19 protein-coding genes and 1 riboswitch are annotated in these 22,741 nt (G+C 71.5%); of the genes, 12 read left to right on the forward strand and 7 right to left on the reverse strand.

Annotated features, from left to right (window positions below):
* Positions 1–21: 21 nt before the first annotated feature.
* The 3 genes from rsgA to QF032_RS26095 all read right to left on the reverse strand — a co-directional run bounded on the left by rsgA (position 22) and on the right by QF032_RS26095 (position 3,270).
* Positions 22–1,032, reverse strand: coding sequence for a ribosome small subunit-dependent GTPase A (gene rsgA, locus QF032_RS26085; RefSeq protein WP_307045773.1), 1,011 nt, complete (start codon positions 1,030–1,032; stop codon positions 22–24).
* 11 nt (positions 1,033–1,043) lie between these two features.
* Entirely contained in the window at positions 1,044–2,387 is a 1,344-nt protein-coding gene (aroA, locus tag QF032_RS26090) for a 3-phosphoshikimate 1-carboxyvinyltransferase (RefSeq protein WP_307057684.1), read from the reverse strand.
* A gap of 160 nt (positions 2,388–2,547) precedes the next feature.
* Entirely contained in the window at positions 2,548–3,270 is a 723-nt protein-coding gene (locus tag QF032_RS26095; protein ID WP_306949374.1) for a M50 family metallopeptidase, read from the reverse strand.
* A 100-nt stretch (positions 3,271–3,370) separates the two neighbouring features.
* On the opposite strand from QF032_RS26095, the gene QF032_RS26100 reads away from it, so the two are divergent.
* The 10 genes from QF032_RS26100 to QF032_RS26145 all read left to right on the forward strand — a co-directional run bounded on the left by QF032_RS26100 (position 3,371) and on the right by QF032_RS26145 (position 13,439).
* Complete coding sequence (locus tag QF032_RS26100; RefSeq protein WP_306949373.1) at positions 3,371–4,186, forward strand: SOS response-associated peptidase; 816 nt, start codon at positions 3,371–3,373, stop codon at positions 4,184–4,186.
* Position 4,187: 1 nt separating this feature from the next.
* Positions 4,188–4,826, forward strand: a complete 639-nt coding sequence (locus QF032_RS26105; RefSeq protein ID WP_307057685.1) for an alpha/beta hydrolase family protein — start codon at positions 4,188–4,190, stop codon at positions 4,824–4,826.
* Between the two features lie 248 nt (positions 4,827–5,074).
* The gene (sigR, locus tag QF032_RS26110) at positions 5,075–5,770 is read left to right on the forward strand and encodes an RNA polymerase sigma factor SigR (protein ID WP_307050312.1); all 696 of its coding nucleotides are present in this window, start codon (positions 5,075–5,077) and stop codon (positions 5,768–5,770) included.
* A complete protein-coding gene (rsrA, locus tag QF032_RS26115) occupies positions 5,767–6,078 on the forward strand; it encodes a mycothiol system anti-sigma-R factor (RefSeq protein ID WP_306949371.1) in 312 nt (103 codons plus the stop codon). The genes sigR and rsrA overlap by 4 nt, the downstream gene beginning before the upstream one ends.
* A 159-nt stretch (positions 6,079–6,237) precedes the next feature.
* Complete coding sequence (locus tag QF032_RS26120; RefSeq protein WP_307057687.1) at positions 6,238–7,551, forward strand: HD-GYP domain-containing protein; 1,314 nt, start codon at positions 6,238–6,240, stop codon at positions 7,549–7,551.
* Positions 7,552–7,577: 26 nt separating this feature from the next.
* The gene (locus QF032_RS26125) at positions 7,578–8,852 is read left to right on the forward strand and encodes a metal-dependent phosphohydrolase (protein WP_307057688.1); all 1,275 of its coding nucleotides are present in this window, start codon (positions 7,578–7,580) and stop codon (positions 8,850–8,852) included.
* 105 nt (positions 8,853–8,957) lie between these two features.
* Complete coding sequence (locus QF032_RS26130; RefSeq protein ID WP_306949369.1) at positions 8,958–9,938, forward strand: tetratricopeptide repeat protein; 981 nt, start codon at positions 8,958–8,960, stop codon at positions 9,936–9,938.
* Between the two features lie 91 nt (positions 9,939–10,029).
* Positions 10,030–10,680 (forward strand): peptide deformylase, encoded by a 651-nt coding sequence (def, locus tag QF032_RS26135; RefSeq protein ID WP_307057690.1) that lies wholly within the window; start codon positions 10,030–10,032, stop codon positions 10,678–10,680.
* A gap of 282 nt (positions 10,681–10,962) precedes the next feature.
* Positions 10,963–12,072, forward strand: coding sequence for an epi-isozizaene synthase (gene cyc1, locus QF032_RS26140; protein ID WP_444875862.1), 1,110 nt, complete (start codon positions 10,963–10,965; stop codon positions 12,070–12,072).
* Positions 12,069–13,439, forward strand: a complete 1,371-nt coding sequence (locus QF032_RS26145) for a bifunctional albaflavenone monooxygenase/terpene synthase (protein WP_307057694.1) — start codon at positions 12,069–12,071, stop codon at positions 13,437–13,439. Before cyc1 ends, QF032_RS26145 begins: the two co-directional genes overlap by 4 nt.
* A 10-nt stretch (positions 13,440–13,449) precedes the next feature.
* Here the strand turns inward: QF032_RS26145 and QF032_RS26150 are convergent, their stop codons facing one another.
* On the reverse strand, positions 13,450–14,415 hold the full coding sequence (locus QF032_RS26150) for a GlxA family transcriptional regulator (RefSeq protein ID WP_307045787.1): 966 nt from the start codon (positions 14,413–14,415) through the stop codon (positions 13,450–13,452).
* Between the two features lie 91 nt (positions 14,416–14,506).
* Between QF032_RS26150 and QF032_RS26155 the strand changes: the two genes are divergently transcribed.
* Positions 14,507–14,764 carry a hypothetical protein gene (locus QF032_RS26155; protein WP_307045789.1) on the forward strand — a complete coding sequence of 86 codons (258 nt, stop codon included), beginning with the start codon at positions 14,507–14,509 and terminating at the stop codon, positions 14,762–14,764.
* On the opposite strand, the gene QF032_RS26160 is transcribed toward QF032_RS26155, so the two are convergent.
* The 3 genes from QF032_RS26160 to QF032_RS26170 form a co-directional block, all read right to left on the reverse strand.
* Positions 14,677–15,711: a ribonucleotide-diphosphate reductase subunit beta gene (locus QF032_RS26160; protein ID WP_307045790.1), complete on the reverse strand. Its 1,035-nt coding sequence runs from the start codon at positions 15,709–15,711 to the stop codon at positions 14,677–14,679. The genes QF032_RS26155 and QF032_RS26160 overlap by 88 nt on opposite strands.
* Positions 15,711–18,095 carry a ribonucleoside-diphosphate reductase subunit alpha gene (locus QF032_RS26165; RefSeq protein ID WP_307057696.1) on the reverse strand — a complete coding sequence of 795 codons (2,385 nt, stop codon included), beginning with the start codon at positions 18,093–18,095 and terminating at the stop codon, positions 15,711–15,713. Before QF032_RS26165 ends, QF032_RS26160 begins: the two co-directional genes overlap by 1 nt.
* Positions 18,096–18,219: 124 nt before the next feature.
* Positions 18,220–18,355, reverse strand: a riboswitch (cobalamin riboswitch).
* 52 nt (positions 18,356–18,407) lie between these two features.
* Positions 18,408–18,914: a GNAT family N-acetyltransferase gene (locus QF032_RS26170; RefSeq protein WP_307057698.1), complete on the reverse strand. Its 507-nt coding sequence runs from the start codon at positions 18,912–18,914 to the stop codon at positions 18,408–18,410.
* A gap of 142 nt (positions 18,915–19,056) precedes the next feature.
* Between QF032_RS26170 and QF032_RS26175 the strand changes: the two genes are divergently transcribed.
* A complete protein-coding gene (locus QF032_RS26175) occupies positions 19,057–22,641 on the forward strand; it encodes an ATP-binding protein (RefSeq protein ID WP_307045795.1) in 3,585 nt (1,194 codons plus the stop codon).
* The last annotated feature ends 100 nt before the right edge of the window (positions 22,642–22,741 follow it).

Below are 22,741 nucleotides of genomic sequence, written 5' to 3' on the forward strand. Positions count from 1 at the left end.
GCCGACGGACCGGACGAGGGGTCAGTCGCCCTCCGTGCGCTCGCGCGTGGCGAGCAGCCGGCGCAGCGAGTACAGCCGCGCCGGGTCGGCGTGGCCGTCGGCCACCCAGGCGTCCAGCGCGCAGTCCGGCTCGTCGTGACTGCACGCGCGCGGGCAGCCCTCGGTGCCCGGCACCAGGTCGGGGAAGGCGAGGATCACCCGGGACGGGTCGACGTGGTGCAGACCGAAGGACCGCACGCCCGGAGTGTCGATCACCCAGTCGTCCGTGCCCGCCAGCGGCAGGGCCAGCGCCGAGGTCGTGGTGTGGCGGCCGCGTCCGGTCACCGCGTTCACATGTCCGGTCACCCGCCGCCGCTCCTTCGGGACCAGCGCGTTGACCAGAGTCGTCTTGCCGACGCCGGAGTGGCCGACGAAGGCCGTGACCCGTCCGGCCAGGTGCTCGCGCACCACGTCCGCCGCGGCGCCGTTCTCCAGCTCGTCACGGCTGGTGACGACATAGGGGATGTCGAGGTGGCCGTACAGCTCCAGCAGCTTGTCCGGTGAGGCCAGGTCCGACTTCGTCATGACCAGCAGCGGGGTCAGGCCGCCGTCGAAGGCCGCGACGAGACAGCGGTCGATCAGACGGGGGCGGGGCTCCGGGTCGGCCAGCGCGGTGACGACGGCCAGCTGGTCGGCGTTGGCGACGACGACACGCTCGTACGGGTCGTCGTCGTCCGCGGTGCGGCGGAGCACCGACGTGCGCTCGCCGATGCGGACGATGCGGGCCAGGGTGTCCTTGGTGCCCGACAGGTCGCCGACCAGGTCGACGCGGTCGCCCACCACCGCCGCCTTGCGGCCCAGCTCGCGGGCCTTCATTGCCAGCACGATGCGGTCCTCGACCAGGCAGGTCAGCCGGCCCCGGTCGACGGTGAGGACCATGCCCTCGACGGAGTCCTCGTGCTTGGGCCGGATATGGGTACGAGGCCGGTTGCCCTTGCGGTTCGGGCGGCTGCGGATGTCGTCCTCGTCGGTGTGCTTGCCGTAGCGGCGCATGACAGAAGTCCCTACGCCCCGAGCATCCCGGTCCACAGTTCCGGGAAGTCCGGCATGGTCTTCGCGGTCGTCGCCACGTTCTCGATCTGCACGCCCTCCACGGCCAGGCCGATGATCGCGCCGGCCGTCGCCATGCGGTGGTCGTCGTAGGTGTGGAAGATCCCGCCGTGCAGCCGGCGCGGACGGATGTGCAGACCGTCGGCGGTCTCCGTCACGTCCCCGCCCAGTTCGTTGATCTCCTTGGTCAGCGCGGCCAGCCGGTCGGTCTCGTGCAGCCGCAGGTGGGAGACGCCGCGCAGGGTGGACGGGGAGTCCGCGAGGGCGGCGACCGCCGCGATGCCCGGCGTCAGCTCGCCGACGTCGCCCAGGTCCACGTCGATGCCGTGGATCGAGCCCGAGCCGGTGAAGACCAGGCCGTAGTCGGTCAGTTCGCAGGAACCGCCCATCTCGGTGAAGATCTCGCGCAGCCGGTCACCCGGTTGGGTGGTGCGGGCCGGCCAGTCCGGGATCAGCACCCGGCCGCCGGCGACCAGCGCCGCCGCCAGGAACGGCTGGGCGTTGGACAGGTCCGGCTCGATCGTGAGGTCCCGGCCCAGCAGGGCGCCCGGCGTGACCCGCCAGACGTTCGGCTCGCCGCCCGACTCCGGGGTGTCCACCTGGGCGCCGACCGCGCGCAGCATGTCGACCGTCATCCGGATGTGCGGCAGCGAGGGCAGCGAGGAGCCGATGTGCCGGACCTCCACCCCCTGGTTGAAGCGCGGCCCCGACAGCAGCAGGGCCGACACGAACTGGGACGAGGACGAGGCGTCGATCTCCACCGGGCCGCCGTCCAGCGCGCCGCCGCCGTGCACGGTCAGCGGCAGCGTCCCGCGGCCGTCGTCGTCGATGCGTGCGCCGAGGACGCGCAGCGCGTCGATGACGCCGTGCAGGGGACGCTCGTAGGACCGCGGGTCGCCGTCGAAACGGACGGGTCCGTCGGCGAGGGCGGCGAGTGGCGGCAGGAAGCGCATCACGGTGCCCGCGTTGCCGACGTCCACCGTGGCCGGGCCGCGCAGGCCGTCGGGCAGCACGCGCCAGGCCTCGCCCGTGAGGTCGGGGTTCCCCGCGCCGCCGGTGGAGCTCGACGACACCGTCTCCTCGATCTCGACGCCCATGGCGCGCAGGGCCTCGGCCATCAGCAGGGTGTCGCGGGAGCGCAGCGGGCGGCGCAGCCAGCCGGGCTCGGAGGCCAGGGCGGCCAGCACCAGCGCGCGGTTGGTGACGGACTTCGACCCCGGCACGTGGACCGTCGCGTCGACGGCCTCGCTCGCGTGCGGGGCGGGCCAGAGGGCGGTGTGGGCGGGGTTCGGGGCCATGGACTCCACTCTAATGAACTCGGGAGGCCGTCGTTCGGGCGCGAGCGCGCCATGACCGGTCGCGTGCCGCGGCGCGCGTCACCGTGCCGCGCCCCCCCGTGGGGCCACAGCCGGGCGGCCCCGCCTTCCTGCGCGGACCGTCACCGGCGCGGGCCGCCGTCTACAGGCCCAGCAGCCACCTGCCCCCGCCCAGCAGCGCGCACAGGCTCACCGCGTGGAAGAGGAACAGCCACAGGCCGGCCGGTACGTGGGTCAGCCGCGACAGCTGGTCCGCGTCGGAGTCCCCCGCTCCGCCGCCGGACCGCTTCGCCTGCAGCTCGAACGCCGGACGGACCCCGCCCAGCAGCAGGAACCACACCACCGCGTACGCGAACGCCGCCTGCACCTGCGGGCCCGCCAGCCAGGACACGAGCAGGAAGGCGCCGCCGGTGAGGACGACCGTCAGGGCGCCGTAGGCGTTGCGGATCATCACGAGCATCGCCAGCAGCAGGGCCGTCGCCACCCAGAGCAGCAGGGTGATGCGGCCGGCGCCCAGCAGGGCGGCGCCGCCCAGGCCGAGCAGCGGGGGAGCGGGGTAGCCGGCGGCCGCGGTGAGGATCATGCCGAGGCCGTGCGGCTTGCCCCGGCTGAGGGTGAGGCCGCTGGTGTCGGAGTGCAGCCGTATCCCGGTCAGCTGGCGGCCGGTCAGCAGCGCGACCAGGCCGTGGCCGCCCTCGTGGGCGATGGTGATCGCGTTGCGGGAGAGCCGCCACAGGCGGTGCGGCACGACGACCGCGAGCGCCGCCACCGCGGTGGCGATCACCACCCACAGGTCGGGGTCGGTCTGGGTGCCGACGAGACGGTCCCACAGGTCGGGCAGCGCGAGGGCGGCGGTGCTGTCCATGGTCGGGGGTGGCTCCCTCTCGTGATGCGCGGGTCGGCGCGTGGCTCCGGCGCCGGGTGGTGGTGGCCGGGTGACGGGTCGGCCTGGCAGTGTGGCACGTATGTGCGGACGGTATGCAGCCAGTCGTGGGCCCGAGGATCTCGCAGGAATCTTCGACGTCGAGAAGTGGGAGCCCGAGGAGAGCCTGGAGCCCGATTACAACGTGGCGCCGACCAAGGAGGTCTACGCCGTTCTCGACCGTCCTGTGAAGGACGCCGACGACAAGCGTCCGGTTCGTCAGCTGCGCAGGCTGAAGTGGGGGTTGGTGCCGTCCTGGGCGAAGACGCCCGAGGGCGGCGCCCGGATGATCAACGCGCGCGCGGAGACGGTGCACGAGAAGCCGTCGTACCGCCGTGCCTTCGCCGCCCGGCGCTGCATCCTGCCCGCCGACGGCTACTACGAGTGGGTGACCGGCGTCCAGGAGCGGGATCTCGAGGTCGAGGGGAAGAAGAAGCGGCCGCGCAAGCAGCCGTATTTCGTGCTCCCCGCCGACGGCTCGGTCTTCGCGATGGCCGGGCTCTACGAGTTCTGGCGGGACCGGACCCTGCCCGACGACCACCCGCAGGCCTGGTGGACGACGTGCTCGGTGATCACCACCGAGGCGGAGACCTCGCCGCTGGCCGTGGCCCCCGCCGACGGCCCGTACGCCCTCGCCGACATCCATCCCCGGATGCCGCTGATGCTCACCCCCGACCGCTGGGACGCCTGGCTCGACCCGGCGCGGACCGACGCCGACGACCTGCGCTCGCTCCTCGAGCCGCCGGCGGAGGGGCTGATGCGCGCCTACCCGGTCTCCACGGCCGTCAGCAACGTCCGCAACAACGGCGCGGAGCTGCTGAAGGAGCTGGAGGGGCCCGAGGAGGGCACACTCTTCTGACGTGATCACCGAAACCGTGGAGACCGTCGAGACCTACGCGGGGACCGCCCGCATCACCTGGCACCGGGCCCGCAGACCGGCCTTCGTCCTCGCCGTCAGCCATGGGGCGGGCGGCGGCGTCGAAGCCCGCGACCTGCGGGCGCTCGCCGCCGTGCTGCCCGGGCACGGGGTCAGCGTGGCCCTGGTCGAGCAGCCCTGGCGGGTGGCCGGCAAGAAGGTCGCGACCGCTCCCAAGACCCTCGACGTCGGCTGGCGCGGGATCTGGCCGGCCGTCACCGCGTCCGGAGCGCCGGTTATCTCCGGCGGCCGGTCGGCGGGGGCCCGGGTGGCCTGCCGCACCGCCGCCGAGCTCGGCGCGCACGCGGTGCTCGCGCTCGGCTTTCCGCTGCACCCGCCCGGCAAGCCGGAGAAGTCCCGCGCCGGGGAGCTGCTCGGCGCGGGGGCGCCCACCCTCGTCGTCCAGGGCGGCAACGACCCGTTCGGCAGGCCGCAGGAGTTCCCCGAGGGCCCGTACGAGCTCGTCGAGGTGCCGTACGGCGATCACGGGTTCGCCGTGCCGAAACGGGCCCCCGTGACGCAGGAGGAGGCGCTGGAGACCGTCACCGCCGCCGTCGTCCGGTGGATCGCGTCGCTCGGCTGAGCGCGGGGAATGCGGAGGGCGGCCTTGCTGTTGAGCCGGACAGAAGTGCTGAACATCCGGCACCGACGTCAGTGGGAGAGGAAGTCCTCCGCATGGGTTCGACCATCTGCCCGAGCCGTACCGCCCTCGACTGGACGGTGCTGCACGCGGCCAAGATCGCTCCTGTTCGAGCGGCGGCAGGCACGGGTAGTCGTCTATCCTCCGATTCGAGTGGGATCGGTTTCGATTCTGCCCGCGATCTTGAGGAGGTGGGTCCGGTCACCGGTACCGACGCAGGGACCGACAACGGCCAGGCGGAGCTGCCCGAGGGCCAGGGTGTGAGCGGGGAGACGGGTGTGGAGTCCACCGCGGAGCGCAGCGCGCGCTTCGAGCGGGACGCGCTCGAGTTCCTCGACCAGATGTACTCGGCCGCCCTGCGCATGACACGCAACCCGGCGGACGCCGAGGACCTGGTGCAGGAGACCTACGCCAAGGCGTACGCGTCCTTCCACCAGTTCCGGGAGGGCACCAACCTCAAGGCCTGGCTCTACCGGATCCTCACCAACACCTTCATCAACTCGTACCGCAAGAAGCAGCGCGAACCCCAGCGCAGCGCGGCCGAGGAGATCGAGGACTGGCAGCTGGCGCGCGCCGAGTCGCACATGTCCACGGGTCTGCGCTCAGCCGAGTCGCAGGCGCTGGACCACCTGCCCGACTCGGACGTGAAGGCAGCGCTTCAGGCCATTCCGGAGGAGTTCCGGATCGCCGTGTATCTCGCGGACGTAGAAGGCTTTGCGTACAAGGAGATCGCGGACATCATGGGGACACCCATCGGCACGGTGATGTCCCGGCTGCACCGGGGCCGCCGTCAACTGCGCGGCATGCTCGAGGACTACGCCCGTGAGCGCGGGCTGGTCCCGGCCGGCGCCGGAGAGTCGAACGAAGCGAAAGGTTCGGGCTCATGAGCTGCGGAGATCCGCACGAGACGGACTGCAGTGAGGTCCTCGACCACCTGTACGAGTATCTCGACAGCGAGATGCCTCCTCTCGACCGGGACAAGTTCCAGCACCACTTCGAGGAGTGCTCGCCCTGCCTGGAGAAGTACGGGCTGGAAGAGGCCGTGAAGAAGCTGGTCAAGCGGTGTTGCGGACAGGACGACGTGCCGACCGACCTGCGCGCCAAGGTCATGGGCCGGATCGACCTGATCCGCTCCGGCCAGGCCGTCCCCGAGCACGACGTGGCCACCACGTCGGCGACTCCGCAGGAGTCCTGACCCGCCGGGCCCGAGCGCTCGCCCCCCGTCGGCGGACACCGGGCCCGGAGAGCGCCGCCGTCACCCGTATGTGCTAATCCGCGGGTGATACGCCCGCAGACCCACCCCCGGCCGTCCTAGGCTCCTGAGCCCGGACAGGCACGGCTGGGGGGAGTGGCCATGGAGGGGATTCCGGCGCGGGCACGCGCTTACGTCGCCTGTGTCGCCCTCGGCGCGTTGTTGTGCACGCTCCCCTCCCTCCCCGGCGTGCGGACCCCCTGGTGGGCCGTCGCCCTGCTGGCCGCGGTGTACGCGGCGGGTGAGCAGGTCGCCCGGCGCAGGTTCGCCGCCACCCTCCATCCCGTGCTGCTCGCCGGGGCCTTCCTGCTGGCGCCGCCCGCGGCCGCCCTCGTCGCGCTGCCCGGCGCCCTGTTCTCACACGTCGAGCAGCGCCCCTTCCTGCTCCGCCGCGTCTGGCGGGCCGCCGAGTCGTCGCTCGCCGTGTGGCTGGCGGCGCGGACGCACGGGACGCTCGGCGGGCGCGCGGCCGTGGCCGGCTCCGACCTGCCGTCCGCCCTCCTGCCGGCGGGCGCGGCGGTGCTGGTGTTCTGCGCCGCGCTCGCCCTCCTGGACGGCGGGATGCTCGCGCTCGCCGAGGGACTCCCGCTGCGGGCGGTCTGCCAGGGGCTGTTCCTGCGCTCCCTCGCCCCGGTCGCCGTGCACGGCCTCGCCGGACTGATGACGGCCGTGCTGTGGAGCAGCAGGTACGGCCCGGTCGCGGCGCTGCTGGTGCTCTTCCCGATGGCGGTGTCCTGGTGGGTGTTCGCCCAGTACCACCGTGAACGCGCCGCCCACCAGGCGACCATCCGCGCCCTGGTGCAGGCCGTCGACCTCAAGGACGGCTACACGCGCGGCCACAGCGAACGCGTCGGCCAGGCCTCCATGATGATCGGGCGTGAACTCGGCATGGACGAGCACCGGATCGAGATGCTCCGGTTCGCCGGCATCCTGCACGACGTCGGCAAACTCGGCGTCCCCACCCGGCTGTTGCGCAAGGACGGGCCGCTGACGCCCGAGGAACGCCGGGTGATCGAGCTGCACCCCGAGTACGGGCACGAGATCACCCGCGGCATCTCCTTCCTCGGCGAGGCGCGTTCGGCGATCCTCCACCACCACGAGCGCGTCGACGGCAGCGGCTATCCCTACGGACTGGCGGGCGGTCAGATCCCGGAGTCCGCGCGGGTGGTCGCCGTCGCGGACGCCTTCGACGCGATGACCTCCACCCGCTCCTACAGCCGGGCCCGGCCCGTGGAGGCGGCCCTCGAGGAGCTGCGCCGGTGTGCGGGCTCGCACTTCGACCCCCGGATGGTCACCGCGCTGACCCGGGTCGTCGGCCGGGACGGCTGGCACCCGGTGGTCACCGCCGAGGAGACCCGGCCCGGCGTGCCGGCCCCCGCCCCGGCGCCCGACGACCGCTCGGGGGCCCGCCGGTGACCTCCTGCCACGAGCCGGGGGCGCCGATGACCTCCCGCCGCGCCCTGGCCGCCCTCTACGCGGCCGCCGCCCTGCTGGCCGCCGGCTCCCTGCTCGTCACGTTCCTGGCGGGCCTGCGGGAGCGCCCCGTCGCGCTCGCCTTCGGGATCCTCGTGGCCGTCGGCGAGCCGGCCCTCGCGCGCTCCCGGCTCCGCCCGGGCGAGGCGAGCCCGGTGAGCGGGCCCGGACTGCGCGAGACCGCGCCGCTCGGCGCCGCCGGCTCCCTGTCGTACGCGCTGCTCGGGGAGCACGCCGGGCATCCCACCCACCACGGGGTGGCGCAGGTCGTGGCGGTGGTCGCGGCCGCCTCCCTGCTGGGCAGCGTGCCCCAGCTGGCCCGCGGGCAGGGGCCCGTCCTCGACCATCTGGTCCGGCGCGTGCTGGCCGTCGGGTTCGCCGCGGCCTGTTTCCAGCCCCTGTACAACCGCGGGGCGTTCGACGGCTGGGGCGGCCCGGCGTACGCGCTGCTGCTGCTCGCGCTGCTGGTCCTGACCGTCCTGTGCGACGCCGTGGTCGCGGCCGCCCTCGCCCGCTCCCGCACCGGCTGGCCGTTCGCTCCGCTGCTGCGCGACGAGCTGCGGGCGGTGCCCGGGATCGGGTCGGCGGTCTGCGCGACCGGCGCGGTGATGGCGCTCGCGGTAGCCGTCGTCGGGTTGTGGGCGCTCCCCGTGTTCTCGGTGCCGCTGCTGCTCACCCAGCTGTCCCTGCGCCGCTACGCGGCCGTCCGCGCCACCTACCGGCAGACCATCGCCTGTCTCGCCCGGGCCACCGAGATCGCCGGGTACACCCCGCCCGGGCACGCCCGCCGGGTCGCCGCGCTCAGCCAGGCGGTGGGCCGGGACCTGCGGCTGCCGGAGCCCGAGCTGACCGTCCTCGAGTACGCGGCACTGATGCACGACATCGGGCAGCTCAGCCTCGTCGACCCGGTTCCGGCGGGCGCCACGGCCGGCCTGCCGGCGGCCGAGCAGCGGCGGATCGCGCTGCTCGGCGGAGCCGTCGTCCGCCAGACCGGGGTGAGCGCCCAGGTGGCGACGGTCGTCGAGCGGCAGGCCGACCCCTACCCGGAGCAACCGGTGGCCGCCCGCATAGTCCGGGCGGTGAACGCATACGAGGAGAGGGTGCGGGGCAGCGGTCCCGACGGACCTCTCACCGCTCTGGAGGAGCTGCGCCTGGGCACCGGCCGGGAGTACGCGCCCGAGGTGGTGGAGGCGCTGGCCAGGGTGGTTTCGAGGTCGGGTCTTACCCTGCCCGCGGGTGGGTAACCCATGGGTAATGAGCGGCCTTCCGGCCACACGTGGTTGGATGCGAGGGAGAGAGTGTCCGGGGGCACTGGCCAGCCCACAGAACGGAACTGGCAGGCGGGAATCGTGAGGATCTTCGGCAAGGGACGGCACCGGCCCTCCGCCTCCTGGCGGCAGGCCACCGACCGCGCGTTCACGCTGATCGGCGACGGGCGGTACGAGGACGCCGGCGCGCTCCTGACGCGCGCCGCCGACCTGGAACCCTGGCTTTCCGAGTCCTGGTTCAACCTCGCCCTGCTGCACAAGTTCCGGCACGACTGGGAGCAGGCCCGCACGGCCGGGCTGCGCGCCGTCGCCCTGCTCGACCGGGAGGCGGGGGCCCCCGACTGGTGGAACGTGGGCATCGCCGCCACCGCCCTGCAGGACTGGCCGCTGGCCCGCCGCTCCTGGCAGGCGTACGGGCTGCACGTGCCGGGGGAGGCCACGGGCGCGGGCGAGCCCGTCGGCATGGAGCTGGGCAGCGCGGCCGTACGGCTGTCGCCCGAGGGCGAGGCCGAGGTGGTGTGGGGGCGGCGGCTGGATCCCGCCCGTATGGAGGTGCTGTCGATCCCGCTGCCGTCCTCCGGGCGCCGCTGGGGCGAGGTCGTGCTGCACGACGGGGTGCCGCACGGTGAGCGGACCACCTCCGCGGGCCACTCCTATCCCGTCTTCGACGAGATCGAGCTGTGGGCCCCGTCCCCCGTGCCCACCTGGGTGGTCCTGCTGGAGGCGGCCTCCGAGGCGGACCGGGACGCCCTGGAGCAGCTGGCCGCCGACGCGGGCTTCGCGGCGGAGGACTGGTCGTCCTCGGTGCGGCTGCTGTGCCGGATGTGCTCGGAGTCGCGGATGCCCTCCGACGAGGGGGACGGCGAGCACCTCGACCCGCACGACCACAGCGAGCCGGGGCACCCGGGCCCGCTGGGCCACGTGACCGACGGGCAGCTGTGGGCGCCGGAACGGGAGTGCGGGGTGGCCGCGCCCGCCTCGCTGGTGCGGGGGCTGCTGGACGGGTGGGTCGCCGACAGCCCGGACACCCGTGACTGGCGGGACCTGGAAGAGGTCTGTTAGCCGTCCCCGTACCCTGTATCAGCGACGAACCCCCGGGCGGGGGTCCGAGGGCAGCCCTCGGAGGACACAGTCAGGAAGGCATACGTCGGTCATGGCGCAGCAGGACACCGATCAGCAGCACGGGGGCGTGCTCCCCGTGGACGACGAGGGCTTCGTCATCGACACCGAGGAGACGGAGGAGCGCGAGCGGGCCCACCGTGAGCGCGGCGTCTCGCGGCCGATCACGGTCGTCGGCAACCCGGTGCTCCACAAGGAGTGCAGGGACGTCACCGAGTTCGACGACGAGCTGCTGAAGCTGGTGGACGACATGTTCGCCTCGCAGCGCACCGCGGAGGGCGTGGGCCTGGCCGCCAACCAGATCGGCGTGGACCTGAAGGTCTTCGTCTACGACTGCCCCGACGACGAGGGCGCCCGGCACGTCGGCGTCGTCTGCAACCCGAAGCTCGTCGAGCTGCCCGCGGACCGGCGCCGGCTGGACGACAGCAACGAGGGCTGTCTGTCGGTGCCGACCGCCTACGCGGCGCTGGCCCGTCCGGACTACGCCGAGGTGACGGGGCAGGACGAGCGGGGCAACCCGATCAAGGTGCGCGGCACCGGGTACTTCGCACGGTGTTTGCAGCACGAGACCGATCACCTCTACGGGTACCTCTACATCGACCGTCTCTCCAAGCGTGAACGCAAGGACGCGCTGCGGCAGATGGCCGAGAACGAGCCGCGTTACCCCGTGGTCGCCAACGGCTGAGCCCCCTGCGCACACACGACGCCGGTCCGGACTTCTTCCGGACCGGCGTCGTTCGTGTGTCCGACGGATGTTCGGTCGCTTGCGCACATCTCCTGTACATCTGCCGACCCGTAACCGGTCATGTGGGGGCGGATTCCCGGCATGTTGGGGTAGTGAATGAAGCAAATCCGTTCCCAGAACGGTCAGTTGTAGTGCTGAATGGGATGAGCGGGGATACGCAACGGCGCACGCCCGGCACGGCAGGAGGGGTGTGCGCCCACTGGCGGCTGAGAGGGGTTGTTCGTGCCAGCTTTCCCATACAGCACCACATACAGCACCACATACAGCACCACGGCGACGGTGACCGTGCCCGCGGTTCCTCCCGCGCTCTCTCTTCCGGTCATCGAGGCGGCGTTTCCCCGGCAACTGCACCCATATTGGCCCCGGTTGCAGGAAAACACCCGCTCCTGGCTGCTGGAAAAGCGGCTGATGCCGGCGGAGAAGGTCGCAGAATATGCCGACGGTCTTTGCTACACGGACTTGATGGCGGGCTACTACCTCGGCGCACCCGACGAGGTCCTGCAAGCCATAGCCGACTACAGCGCCTGGTTCTTCGTCTGGGACGACCGGCACGACCGTGACGTCGTGCACGGCCGGGTGTCCTCCTGGCGGCAGCTCAGGTTCCGCTTGCACGCGGCCCTGGACTCCCCGGCGGAGCATCTGACCCACCGGGATCCGCTGGTCGCCGGGCTCGCGGACAGCGTGGGCAGGCTGTACTCCTTCCTTCCCGGCACCTGGAACGCCCGGTTCGCCCGGCACTTCCACACCGTGATCGAGGCGTACGACCGGGAATTCCACAACCGCGTCGAGGGACGCATTCCCGGTGTCGAGGAATACCTCGCCCTGCGCCGGCTCACCTTCGCACACTGGATCTGGACCGACCTGTTGGAGCCGAGCGCGGGATGCGAACTCCCGGACTCGGTGCGGAAACACCCGTCCTATCGGCGCGCGGCCCTGCTGAGTCAGGATTTCGCCGCCTGGTACAACGACCTCTGCTCCCTCCCCAAGGAATTGGCGGGCGACGAGGTGCATAATCTCGGAATCAGTCTCGTAACCCATCAGGGGATGACCCTCGAAGAGGCCGTAGAGGAAACAAGGCGACGCATCGAAGAATGTATTTCCGAGTTCCTCGCCGTTGAGAAGGATGTCCTGAGGCTGGCCGACCGACTCACCGACGGTACCGTTCGCGGAATGCGACTCGGCGCCGCGGTGCGGGCCTGCCTCGGCAATATGCGGCACTGGTTCAGTTCCGTCTACTGGTTCCACCACGAGTCCGGCCGATACATGGTCGACAGCTGGGACGACCGGTCCACGCCCCCGTACGTCAACAACGAAGCGGCAGGTGAGAAATGACCGTCGAGTCGGTGAAACCCGCGACCGCCGGGGCACCCGAACTGCGTGAGCCACCGTTGGCCGGTGGCAGGGTGCCGCTCCTCGGGCACGGCTGGAAGCTGGCCCGTGACCCGCTGGCCTTCCTGGCCCGGCTCCGCGACCACGGCGACGTCGTCCGCCTCAGGCTCGGCCCCAAGACGGTGTACGCCGTCACCGCGCCGGACCTCACCGGGGCGCTGGCGCTCAGCCCCGACTACATCATCTCCGGCCCCCTGTGGGAGTCCCTGGAGAGCCTGCTCGGCAAAGAGGGCGTCGCCACGGCCAACGGACCGCTGCACCGCCGCCAGCGGCGCACGATCCAGCCCGCGTTCCGGCTCGACGCCATCCCCGGCTACGGCCCGATCATGGAGGAGGAGGCGCACGCGCTCGTCGAGCGCTGGACGAGGGGCGAGGTCCTCGACGTCACCGCGGAGGCCTTCCGGGTGGCCGTGCGCATCTCGGCCCGCTGCCTGATGCGCGGCAGCTATATGGACACCCGGTCCGAGCGCATCACCTCCGCGCTCGCCACGCTGTTCGCCGGTATGTACCAGCGCATGGTCGTACCTCTCGGTCCGCTTTATCGGGTACCGATTCCGGCCAACCGCGAATTCAACCGGGCGCTGGCCGATCTGCACCGGCTGGTGGACGAGATCGTCGCCGACCGCAGGGCATCCGGTCAAAAACCGGACGATTTGCTGACGGCTTTGCTGGAGGCGAAGGACGAGAATGGCGACCCGATCGGGGAACAGGAGATCCACGACCAGGTCGTCGCGATACTCACCCCGGGCAGCGAAACCGCCGGCTCGGTGGTCATGTCGTTGCTCCACGTCCTCACCGAGCACCCGGATCAAGTGGACAAGATCCGCGAAGAGGTGAAAAACGTTGTCGGTGACCGGCCGGTCGCATTCGACGACGTCCGAAAGCTCCGGCACACCGCCAATGTCGTCGTCGAGACCATGCGGCTCTATCCCGCCGTATGGATATTGACCCGGCGCGCGGTGACCGACACGGAGCTCGGCGGTTACCGCATTCCCGCCGGGGCCGACATCGTCTACAGCCCGTACGCGGTGCAGCGCGACCCGCGGTCGTACGAGCGGCACACGGAGTTCGACCCCGACCGCTGGCTGCCCGGCCGCTCCCCGGAGCTGCCGAAGTACGCCATGACGCCGTTCGGCGTCGGCAACCGCAAGTGCCCGAGCGACCACTTCTCGATGGCCGAGCTGACGTTGATCACGGCGGTGGTGGCGAACGCGTTCCGCTTCGAGCCGGCCCCCGGCTCCGACAACCGGACGCGCATCGGCATCACGCTGCGGCCGCGCCGGCTGCTGCTGCGGGCGGTACCCGGGTGAGAACCGCGGCTCAGGCGACGGCCTGCGGGCCGCGGAACGTGCGCCGGTAGGCGTTGGGGGTCGTCCCCAGCGCCTGCACGAACTGGTGGCGCAGGGCGCCCGCCGTGCCGAATCCGGCGCGCCAGGCGATCGCGTCCACCGTCTCGTCCGTGGCCTCCAGCAACTGCTGTGCCAGCAGCACCCGCTGACGCAGCAGCCACCGGTAGGGGGTGGTGCCGGTCTCCTGCTGGAAACGGCGGGCGAAGGTGCGCGGGGACATGTGGGCGCGCTCCGCGAGCCGTTCGACCGTGATCTCCTGGTCGAGGTGCTGCTCCATCCACGCGAGCACCTCGCCGACGGTGTCGCACCGCGACCGGGGCAGCGGCCGCTCGATGTACTGGGCCTGGCCGCCGTCCCGGTGCGGCGGCACCACCATCCGCCGGGCGATCCGGTTGGCGACCTCCGGGCCCTGCTCCTTGCGGACGATGTGCAGACAGGCGTCGATGCCGGCGGCCGTCCCGGCCGAGGTGATCACCGGGTCCTCGTCGACGTAGAGCACGTCCGGTTCCACGGTGGTGCGCGGAAACTGCCGGGCCAGCTGCTCGGCGTGCCGCCAGTGCACCGCGCAGCGCCGCCCGTCCAGCAGTCCCGCCGCGCCCAGCACGAACGCGCCCGAGCAGACGCTCAGCACCCGCGTGCCGCGGTCCACGGCCCGGCGCAGCGCGCCGAGCAGCTCCGGCGGGAAGTCCCGCTCGCCGTAGGTGTCGCCGGCCGGCACGGCGATCAGGTCGGCGCTCTCCAGCCGCTCCAGACCGTGCCGGGTGTTCATGGTGAACCCGGCGTGGGTGGTCAGCGTCGGACCCTCCGCCGAGGCGACGGCGAAGTCGTAGACCGGCAGCCCCTCGTCGCTGCGGTCGATCCCGAAGACCTCGCAGACGACGCCCAGTTCGAAGGGGTGCACACCGTCCAGGAGGATCGCGGCCACGTTGTTCAGCATGCCGCCAGTGTGCACCGAAGTGGCAGTAATTTGAAGATGTACGGCAGTCCTGCCACTGTCAGGAGTATCCGGCGTGGACGACGCTTACCTCATGAACGCACTCAGCGAGTACCTCACCGTCTTGGCCCTCTTCCTCGTCCTCGCGGCTCCGGCGCTCGTGGGACATCTCCACGAGCGCCGGATCGACCGCCAGCTGAAGGACGCCGCGCAGGCCGCACTGGCCGCGCGGCCCGTGACCCGGGACCGGACTCGGACCCGGGCTCAGAAGTCCTCGTCCAGGTCCACGGTGCCCTCCACCGCGACCTGGTACGCCGACGGACGGCGCTCGAAGAAGTTGGTCAGCTCCTGAACGCCCTGCAGCTCCATGAAGGAGAACGGGTTCTCCGAGCCGTACACCGGGGCGAAGCCGAGCCGCGACAGACGCTGGTCGGCGACGCACTCGAGGTACTGCCGCATCGACTCGGTGTTCATGCCCGGCAGGCCGTCGCCGCACAGGTCGCGCCCGAACTGCAGCTCGGCCTCGACGGCCTCCCGGAGCATGGCGGTGACCTGCTCCTGGAGCTTGTCGTCGAAGAGCTCCGGCTCCTCCTTGCGTACCGTGTCGACCACCTCGAAGGCGAAGCTCATGTGCATGGTCTCGTCGCGGAACACCCAGTTGGTCCCGGTGGCCAGACCGTGCAGCAGGCCCCGGCTGCGGAACCAGTAGACGTACGCGAACGCGCCGTAGAAGAACAGGCCCTCGATGCACGCGGCGAAGCAGATCAGATTGAGCAGGAAGCGGCGCCGGTCGGCCTGCGACTCCAGCCGCTCCAGCTTCTCCACCTCGTTGATCCACTTGAAGCAGAACTCGGCCTTCTCCCGGATGGACGGGATGTTCTCCACCGCCGCGAAGGCCGCCGCCCGGTCGTCCGGGTCGGGCAGATAGGTGTCCAGCAGCGTCAGATAGAACTGGACGTGCACGGCCTCCTCGAAGAGCTGCCGTGACAGGTACAGGCGCGCCTCGGGGGAGTTGATGTGCTTGTACAGCGTCAGCACGAGGTTGTTCGCCACGATCGAGTCGCCCGTCGCGAAGAACGCGACCAGCCGGCCGATCATGTGCTGTTCGCCCTCGGACAGCTTCGCCAGGTCGGTGACGTCCGAGTGGAGGTCGACCTCCTCGACGGTCCAGGTGTTCTTGATGGCGTCCCGGTAGCGCTCGTAGAAGTCGGGGTAGCGCATCGGGCGCAGGGTCAGTTCGAAGCCCGGGTCGAGCAGGTTCTTCTCGGCCTTGTCGGTCTTCTCGGGGGTGGTGGTCATCACTGGCAGGCCTCGCAGGACTCGGGGTTCTCCAGGGAGCAGGCGACGGCGTCGGGGTCGGCGGCCGGCTGCACGGGGACGGTCTTCTCCGGCTGCGCCTGGGCCCGGGCGGCCCGGGCGATCCGGGTGGCCGGGCGCGAGCGCAGGTAGTACGTCGTCTTCAGGCCCGACTTCCACGCGTACGCGTACATCGAGGAGAGCTTGCCGATCGTCGGCGTCTCCAGGAACAGGTTCAGCGACTGCGCCTGGTCCAGGTACGGGGTGCGCGCGGCGGCCATGTCGATCAGCCCGCGCTGGGGGATCTCCCACGCCGTGCGGTAGAGGTCCCGCACCTCGGCCGGGATCCACGCGAAGCCCTGCACCGAGCCGTTCGCCTCGCGCAGCGCCTCACGGGTGCGGGCGTCCCAGACGCCGAGCTCCTTGAGCTCGCGCACCAGGTACGAGTTCACCTGGAGGAACTCGCCGGACAGCGTCTCGCGCTTGAACAGGTTCGACACCTGCGGCTCGATGCACTCGTAGACGCCCGCGATGGAGGCGATGGTGGCGGTGGGCGCGATGGCGAGCAGCAGGGAGTTGCGCAGCCCCGTCGAGGCGATCCGCTCGCGCAGCGCCGCCCAGCGCTCGGGCCAGGCGAACTCGACGCCGTAGTGGTCCGGGTGCAGCACGCCCCTGGCCGTACGGGTCTTCTCCCAGGCCGGCAGCGGGCCGCCGCGCTCGGCCAGGTCCGCGGACGCCTCGTAGGCGGCGAGCATGACGCGCTCGGCGATGCGGGTGGAGAGGGCCTTGGCCTCGGGCGAGTCGAAGGGCAGCCGCAGCTTGAAGAAGACGTCCTGGAGGCCCATCGCGCCCAGCCCGACCGGACGCCAGCGCGCGTTGGACCGGCCCGCCTGCTCGGTCGGGTAGAAGTTGATGTCGACGACGCGGTCCAGGAACGTGACCGCCGTGCGGACGGTCTCGTCCAGCCGCTCCCAGTCGATGCCGCCGCTCGCCGTGTCGACGAACGCGCCCAGGTTCACCGAGCCCAGGTTGCACACCGCCGTCTCGCCGTCGTCCGTGACCTCCAGGATCTCCGTGCACAGGTTGGAGGAGTGCACGACATGGCCCGGCTCGGCCGTCTGGTTGGCGGTGCGGTTGGCGGCGTCCTTGAAGGTCATCCAGCCGTTGCCGGTCTGCGCGAGGGTGCGCATCATGCGGCCGTACAGGTCGCGGGCCGGGATGGTCTTCTTCGCCAGACCGGCGGACTCGGCTTTGCGGTAGGCCGCGTCGAACGCGTCGCCCCACAGGTCGACCAGCTCGGGCACGTCGGCCGGGGAGAACAGCGACCACGGCTCGTCGGCGTTGACCCGGCGCATGAACTCGTCCGGGATCCAGTGCGCCAGGTTCAGGTTGTGCGTGCGCCGGGCGTCCTCACCGGTGTTGTCCCGCAGCTCCAGGAACTCCTCGATGTCGGAGTGCCACGTCTCCAGGTAGACCGCCGCCGCGCCCTTGCGCCGGCCACCCTGGTTCACGGCGGCGACGGAGGCGTCCAGGGTCTTGAGGAACGGCACGATGCCGTTGGAGTGCCCGTTGGTGCCGCGGATCAGCGAACCCCGGCTGCGGATGCGGGAGTACGACAGCCCGATGCCGCCGGCGTGCTTCGACAGCCGGGCCACCTGGTGGTAGCGGTCGTAGATGGAGTCCAGCTCGTCGAGCGGGGAGTCGAGGAGGTAGCAGGACGACATCTGCGGGTGCCGGGTGCCGGAGTTGAAGAGTGTGGGGGAGGACGGGAGGTAGTCCAGCCGGCTCATCAGCCGGTAGAGCGCGGCCACCTCGTCCACGGCGCGGACGGTGTCGTCCTCGGCCAGACCGGCGGCGACGCGCAGCAGGAAGTGCTGGGGCGTCTCGACGACCTTGCGGGTGATCGGGTGCCGCAGGAGGTAGCGGCTGTGCAGGGTGCGCAGTCCGAAGTAGCCGAAGCGGTCGTCGGCCGCGGTGTCGACGAGCGCGTCGAGGCGGGCCGCGTGGACGCGCACGAACTCGGCGGTGCGGTCCGCGATCAGACCCTCGCGGTGCCCGACGGCGACCGACTCGGTGAACGACGTGACGCCCTGGGAGGCGGCCTCCGCGGCGATGCCGATGGTCAGCAGACGGGCGGCCAGCTTCGAGTAGGCGGGGTCCTCGGCGATCAGGCCGGCGGCCGCCTCCGTGGCCAGTTCGCGCAGCTCCGCGGTGATCTCGGAGGCAGCCCGCGCGGACCGGCCGCGAAGGGCGGCGGCCGCGACCCGGCCCGGGTCGGCGTCGGGCAGGTCGGCGGTCAGCTCGGTCAGGGTACGCAGCAACGCGGTCCCGGCACCGTCGGTCTTCAGCTCGGTGACTGAGGCCGGTTCGGCTGGCGCGATGGTCACGTGGGGCTCTCCCTCGCTCGGCAAGGGGCCTGGCGCAGGGCAGGGGGCAGCACACGAGCGCGCGGGGGCGTCGCGTCCACCGGCCCACTCCACGAGGCCCGGACGTCAGGGCACCCGGACCGGACGGCCGGGCGCGCTGTCGGCAGGACCTCGGACTGAACAGGCGTGCCCATATGGGTAGGGATGCACGCGAGTACACCGTTGCGGGACAGTTCCGGATTCGCACCGGATTCCCCTGCGGCGACAGCGAGCATGAGCATACATCTTGTGCTCGCCTGCCACGCCACCCCCAGATGTTGTGTCGGGGTGGTTTCAGAGCGTCAACTGATAGGTGAGAAGAGTGAAGTCGTCCAGGTGCGGCACGGGATTCCAGTCCCGCTCGGGTGTGCGGACGAAGCCGAGACGTTCGTAGATCCGGTGCGCGGTGTGCATGCTGCGCTGGCTCGACAGGACGACGGCCGCGCAGCCCTCCGTGGCTCGCGCCCGCTCCAGGCATGCCCGCACGAGCGCCTCTCCGGCGCCCCGGCCGCGCGCCGCGTGCGCGACCGCGAGCGCACGGATCTCGGCCTCACCGGGCCGCGCGATGTCGGCGACCGGGCCGGGACCGGCCACGAAGGTGACGCCGCCGAGGAGCCGGTCGCCGTCCACGGCCACCAGCACCTCGGCGGCGGCCGCCCGCGCGGCGACGTCCTTCAGCGCCGGCAGATACGGGTCCTCCTCGCCGTAGTCGAGGAGACCGTCGTCCAGGTAGGCGCGGGCGGTGATGTCGCCCAGGGGCTGGTACTCGCCCGGAGTGACCTGTCGTATCACGATGTCCATGGCCTCGAGTGTGCCGGACGCCCGGGTTGCGGAGCGTGTCCGGAGTGATTCCATGGAAGTAGCCGTCGGCGCCGTGCGAATCCGCTGCCCCGCGAGTCCTCCGTCCCCGGGAACCACTCCGGGAGTTCGCAAGGAGAAGGCTATGACGAGGGTCGTCCGCCATGCGCCCGGCAAGGAGCGACCGCGCGACGCGCCGATGGCCACACTGGTTCTGCGACGAGCGGGAAACCGGGTGGGGCACGGGTTCGTCGGCCGCTGGCACGCCCTGACGATCCGTCTGGAGGCCCGCCGCGGCACCACCCGCCCCAGGAAATGGCGCCGATGGGCCTCCTACGCCAATGTCACCAGGGCGATCTGGCTGGTCGCCGTGCTGGCGATGCTCACCTGGATCGGGGAGGGCCTGTTCATCCTCATCACGCAGCACACGACCCGCTTCGAGAAGTGGCGGAAGGACAACGAGGGGTTCGAGATCGTCCTCAAGGTCGTCGGTCCGGTCCTCGCCGCCTCGATCGCCGCCGCGCTCTTCCTGTTCTGGTGGTACCGCTGGACCAAACGGCGCTATCTCACCAAGGCGCTGCGGGATCCGCGCGGACTGGTGCCCACCGCCGGATACGACACCCGCGAGATCGTGGGTCGCGAGGACATCTCCCAGGTGATCGCCGAGCGGCTGCGGGACCGCGACACGCGGCGGCCGTATCTGCTCGTCGGCGGCGTCGGAGCGGGGAAGACCGCCGTCCTCGTACGGCTCACCGAACTCCTGGCCCGCCAGAACGCCGTACCGGTGCCGATCAGACTGCGGGACGCGGCGGACGGCACCGACCTGAACTTCGAGCGTCTGGCCAGGCAGCGCTTCGCCCAGGAGTCACCCAAGGGCATTCTGGCGCGCGGCAAGACCGACCGGGTGTGGCAGCAACTCCTCGCCGACGACAAGCCGGTCGTCCTCGCCGACGGCCTTGAGGAGGCCCTTCTCGACGACGGCCGCCAGCAGAACCGGGACAACGTCATCCGCCGGGCCATCGAGCGCGCCCGTGAGGAGAAGCTGCCCCTGGTCATCGCCTCCCGGCCGCACAGCCCGCTGGAGACCACCTCCGCCGCGATCGTGGTGCTGGAACCGCTGAGCGAGGAAGCAGCGCTGCGCTTCGTCGAGGCGGACGTACCTGGGACCGACGAGCGCCGGGTGGACTGGATCGTGGAGACGGCGGAGGTGACCGAGTCACCGATCTACCTGCAGATCGCCCGTGAACTCCACCGGCGGGGAATGCTGGAGCTCGACCGCCCCGACGGCGATCCGCAGCATGTGAACACCCGCGGCCGCGACCGTGCCACCCTGCGGCTCTGGCTGCTCGACACCTGGGCCGAGGCGCTGTGTGAGGGGAAGCTGCGCGAGGACGTCGCGCTGGCCCCGAAGGAGCGCCGCGACACGCTCGAGGTGGTCTCGGCCCTGGCCTGTGTCGGACTGCTCGAGGACAAGCTGGAGGTCGGCTTCGCGGAGCTGCTCGACCCGGACGTCCTGCACCCCGGTCGGGCGCGGCGCGCGCGAACCCGAGCCGAGCACCTGTGGGCCGGCCGCGGCTTCGACCGGTACGGCAAGCGCGGTGTCACCCTCTCCGACTGGCATCGGCAGCAGATCTGGGACGCGCTGTGCGAGCGGCTCGGCGACCAGGAACGCATGCGGCTGCGGGAGGGCAACATGGACCAGTGCCATGCCGTCCTCGCCCGCTTCGCGGCCCACGCGAGCAAACTCAGACTGGTGGAGGGCTTCGAGCACAGGGTCCGTTTCCCGCACAGCATCATCCAGGCCTATTTCGGCTGCCGCCTGCTGAACCAACTCGGGGAGCGGGGAGCGGGCGATCTGGCCGAACAGGCGCTGCAGCCGCCAGGACCCAGCCGCGAACTGCTCATCGCCCTCGTCCTGCTGTCCCGTGGGCGGGCGGCGGACGCCACGGCCCGGGGGCACGGTGTGCGGGCCGAGATCCGGAAGGAGATCGCGGACGTGGTCCGGCAGACACCGGTGCGGGGCCGCCCGCTCGCCCACCGGCTGTGCGTCGCCGCCGGCCGCCGCACCGACGACCCCAAGGCCCTGGACCTCTACGGGGCCGCCCTGGAGATCGAGAGCGCCGAGGACGACCCGGGACACCTGAGCGAGATCGTCACCGCGGTGCGCGAACACTGGCCCGGCATCAAGGGGGACCGGCGCACCCTGAGGGACGCCAAGCGCCGAGTGCTCAAACAGCTGGGAGCCGCGCTGCGCAGGGTCTCCGACCGGATCGACACCACTCCGCTGTACTGGGATCTCTTCCGGCTGGGCATCCAGGAACCCTCCTACTCCATCCGTCTGGTCGTCGCCCAGGAGTTCGGCGCCGGCGGCAACGCGGCGTTCGCCGTGATCCGCGAGCGGGTCGGCCTGAACAGCGATCCCGTGAAGGAGTACAACGACCGGCTCGACCATCTGAAGGGATGGAAGAGACGTGCCTACGAGGCATGGGCCGTGCGCATGGGCAGGGCGCGGGCGACCCGCACGTCCCCGGGGGGCGCGTCGGCCGAGGACATCGAGCGGCTGCAGGAGGACCGCAGGGCTTTGAACCGGAAGTACCGAGGGCAACGGGTCGCCCTCTTCCGCGAGTTCGTGATGCGGGCCTGGATGCTCCCGATGCTCCTGGGCTCCGTCGACGAGGCCCACCGCGACGAGGCCGGCGAACGCCTCACCAAGTGGCTGCGTCACCTCGACCCGAAGTTCACCGGCGGTGTCCCCGATCTGCCGCTCGCCCTGGAGGCAGCGCTGGCCCAGGGCTTCAAGTACGCGGCCAACCGGCGCCCACGACACCCGCACACACATCTGGAGGGTCGCAGCGACCTGATTCGCCAGGCGGAGACGGTGCTGCAGCAGTCGCGCTGCTGGTACGCGCAGCTCAGCCTGCTCCAGGCACTGTGCCTGTGGGAGCTCCCGGACACGGTGGGCGGCCGCCCGGACGGGCATCAGCCGTTCCAGCCGCTCGGCGGGGCCACCGCCGTACGGACGGTGCAGCGCTGGCTGTCGATGGCGGGCACGGTGAACGCGGTACCGGGTCACACGGACCAGCTCGGCGAACCGGCCCGGCGGTGCCTGCATCCGTTCGTCGCCGAGGCCGGCGACCTGGTCGCCCTCGCCCTGGAGACCGGACAGCCCGAGCGGTTCCTGTGGATCGACGAGAAGGGCGTCGCCGACAACATCGGCGCCCGCGCGGGCAACACCGGGGGATACCGCAAGCACCACCTGTGGATTCCGCCCTCGGTCGGCTGGAGCACCCTCGACCCGCGCGCCCAACGTCTCGTCGCCGACGTACTGGTGATGCTGAACCTCATCGAACGGGACGGGCACCCGGACGAGGTCGAGGAACGCCTGGCTCGTGTGGAGCAGCCCGGAATGTCGTTGCCGCCGTGCATCCGCACGGACCGGGAGCCGCTGCGGCCCGGACTGCGCATCGGCACGTCCACCCCGCCCGCACCGGGCACGGCCTGTCTGCCCGACTGCAAGTTCCAGCTCTGCCCCTACCCTCCTCGGGGCGGTCTGCCCCGGGGAGAGATCCGCGAGCCGTTCTGCCGTCAGCAACAGGCCCTGCTGCCGGGCAGCGTCCGGCGCCGGCTGCCCAGGGGGCTGCGCAGAAAGACCCCACGCTGGGTCGGCATGCGGGTCGGCGAACTCGACCGCTTCTGGGACGCGATGGCCAGACGGACGCGGGACCAGTGATTCCGTCCCCACTTCGCACCGACACGTTCATCCTGGCTGGACCCGGTGGAGCGGTGGTTCGCCGAGTTCGGACAGAAGAAGCCCATGCGAGGCGTCCGCC

Origin of the sequence: Streptomyces achromogenes, assembly GCF_030816715.1 — a bacterium.
Lineage (GTDB): Bacteria > Actinomycetota > Actinomycetes > Streptomycetales > Streptomycetaceae > Streptomyces > Streptomyces achromogenes_A.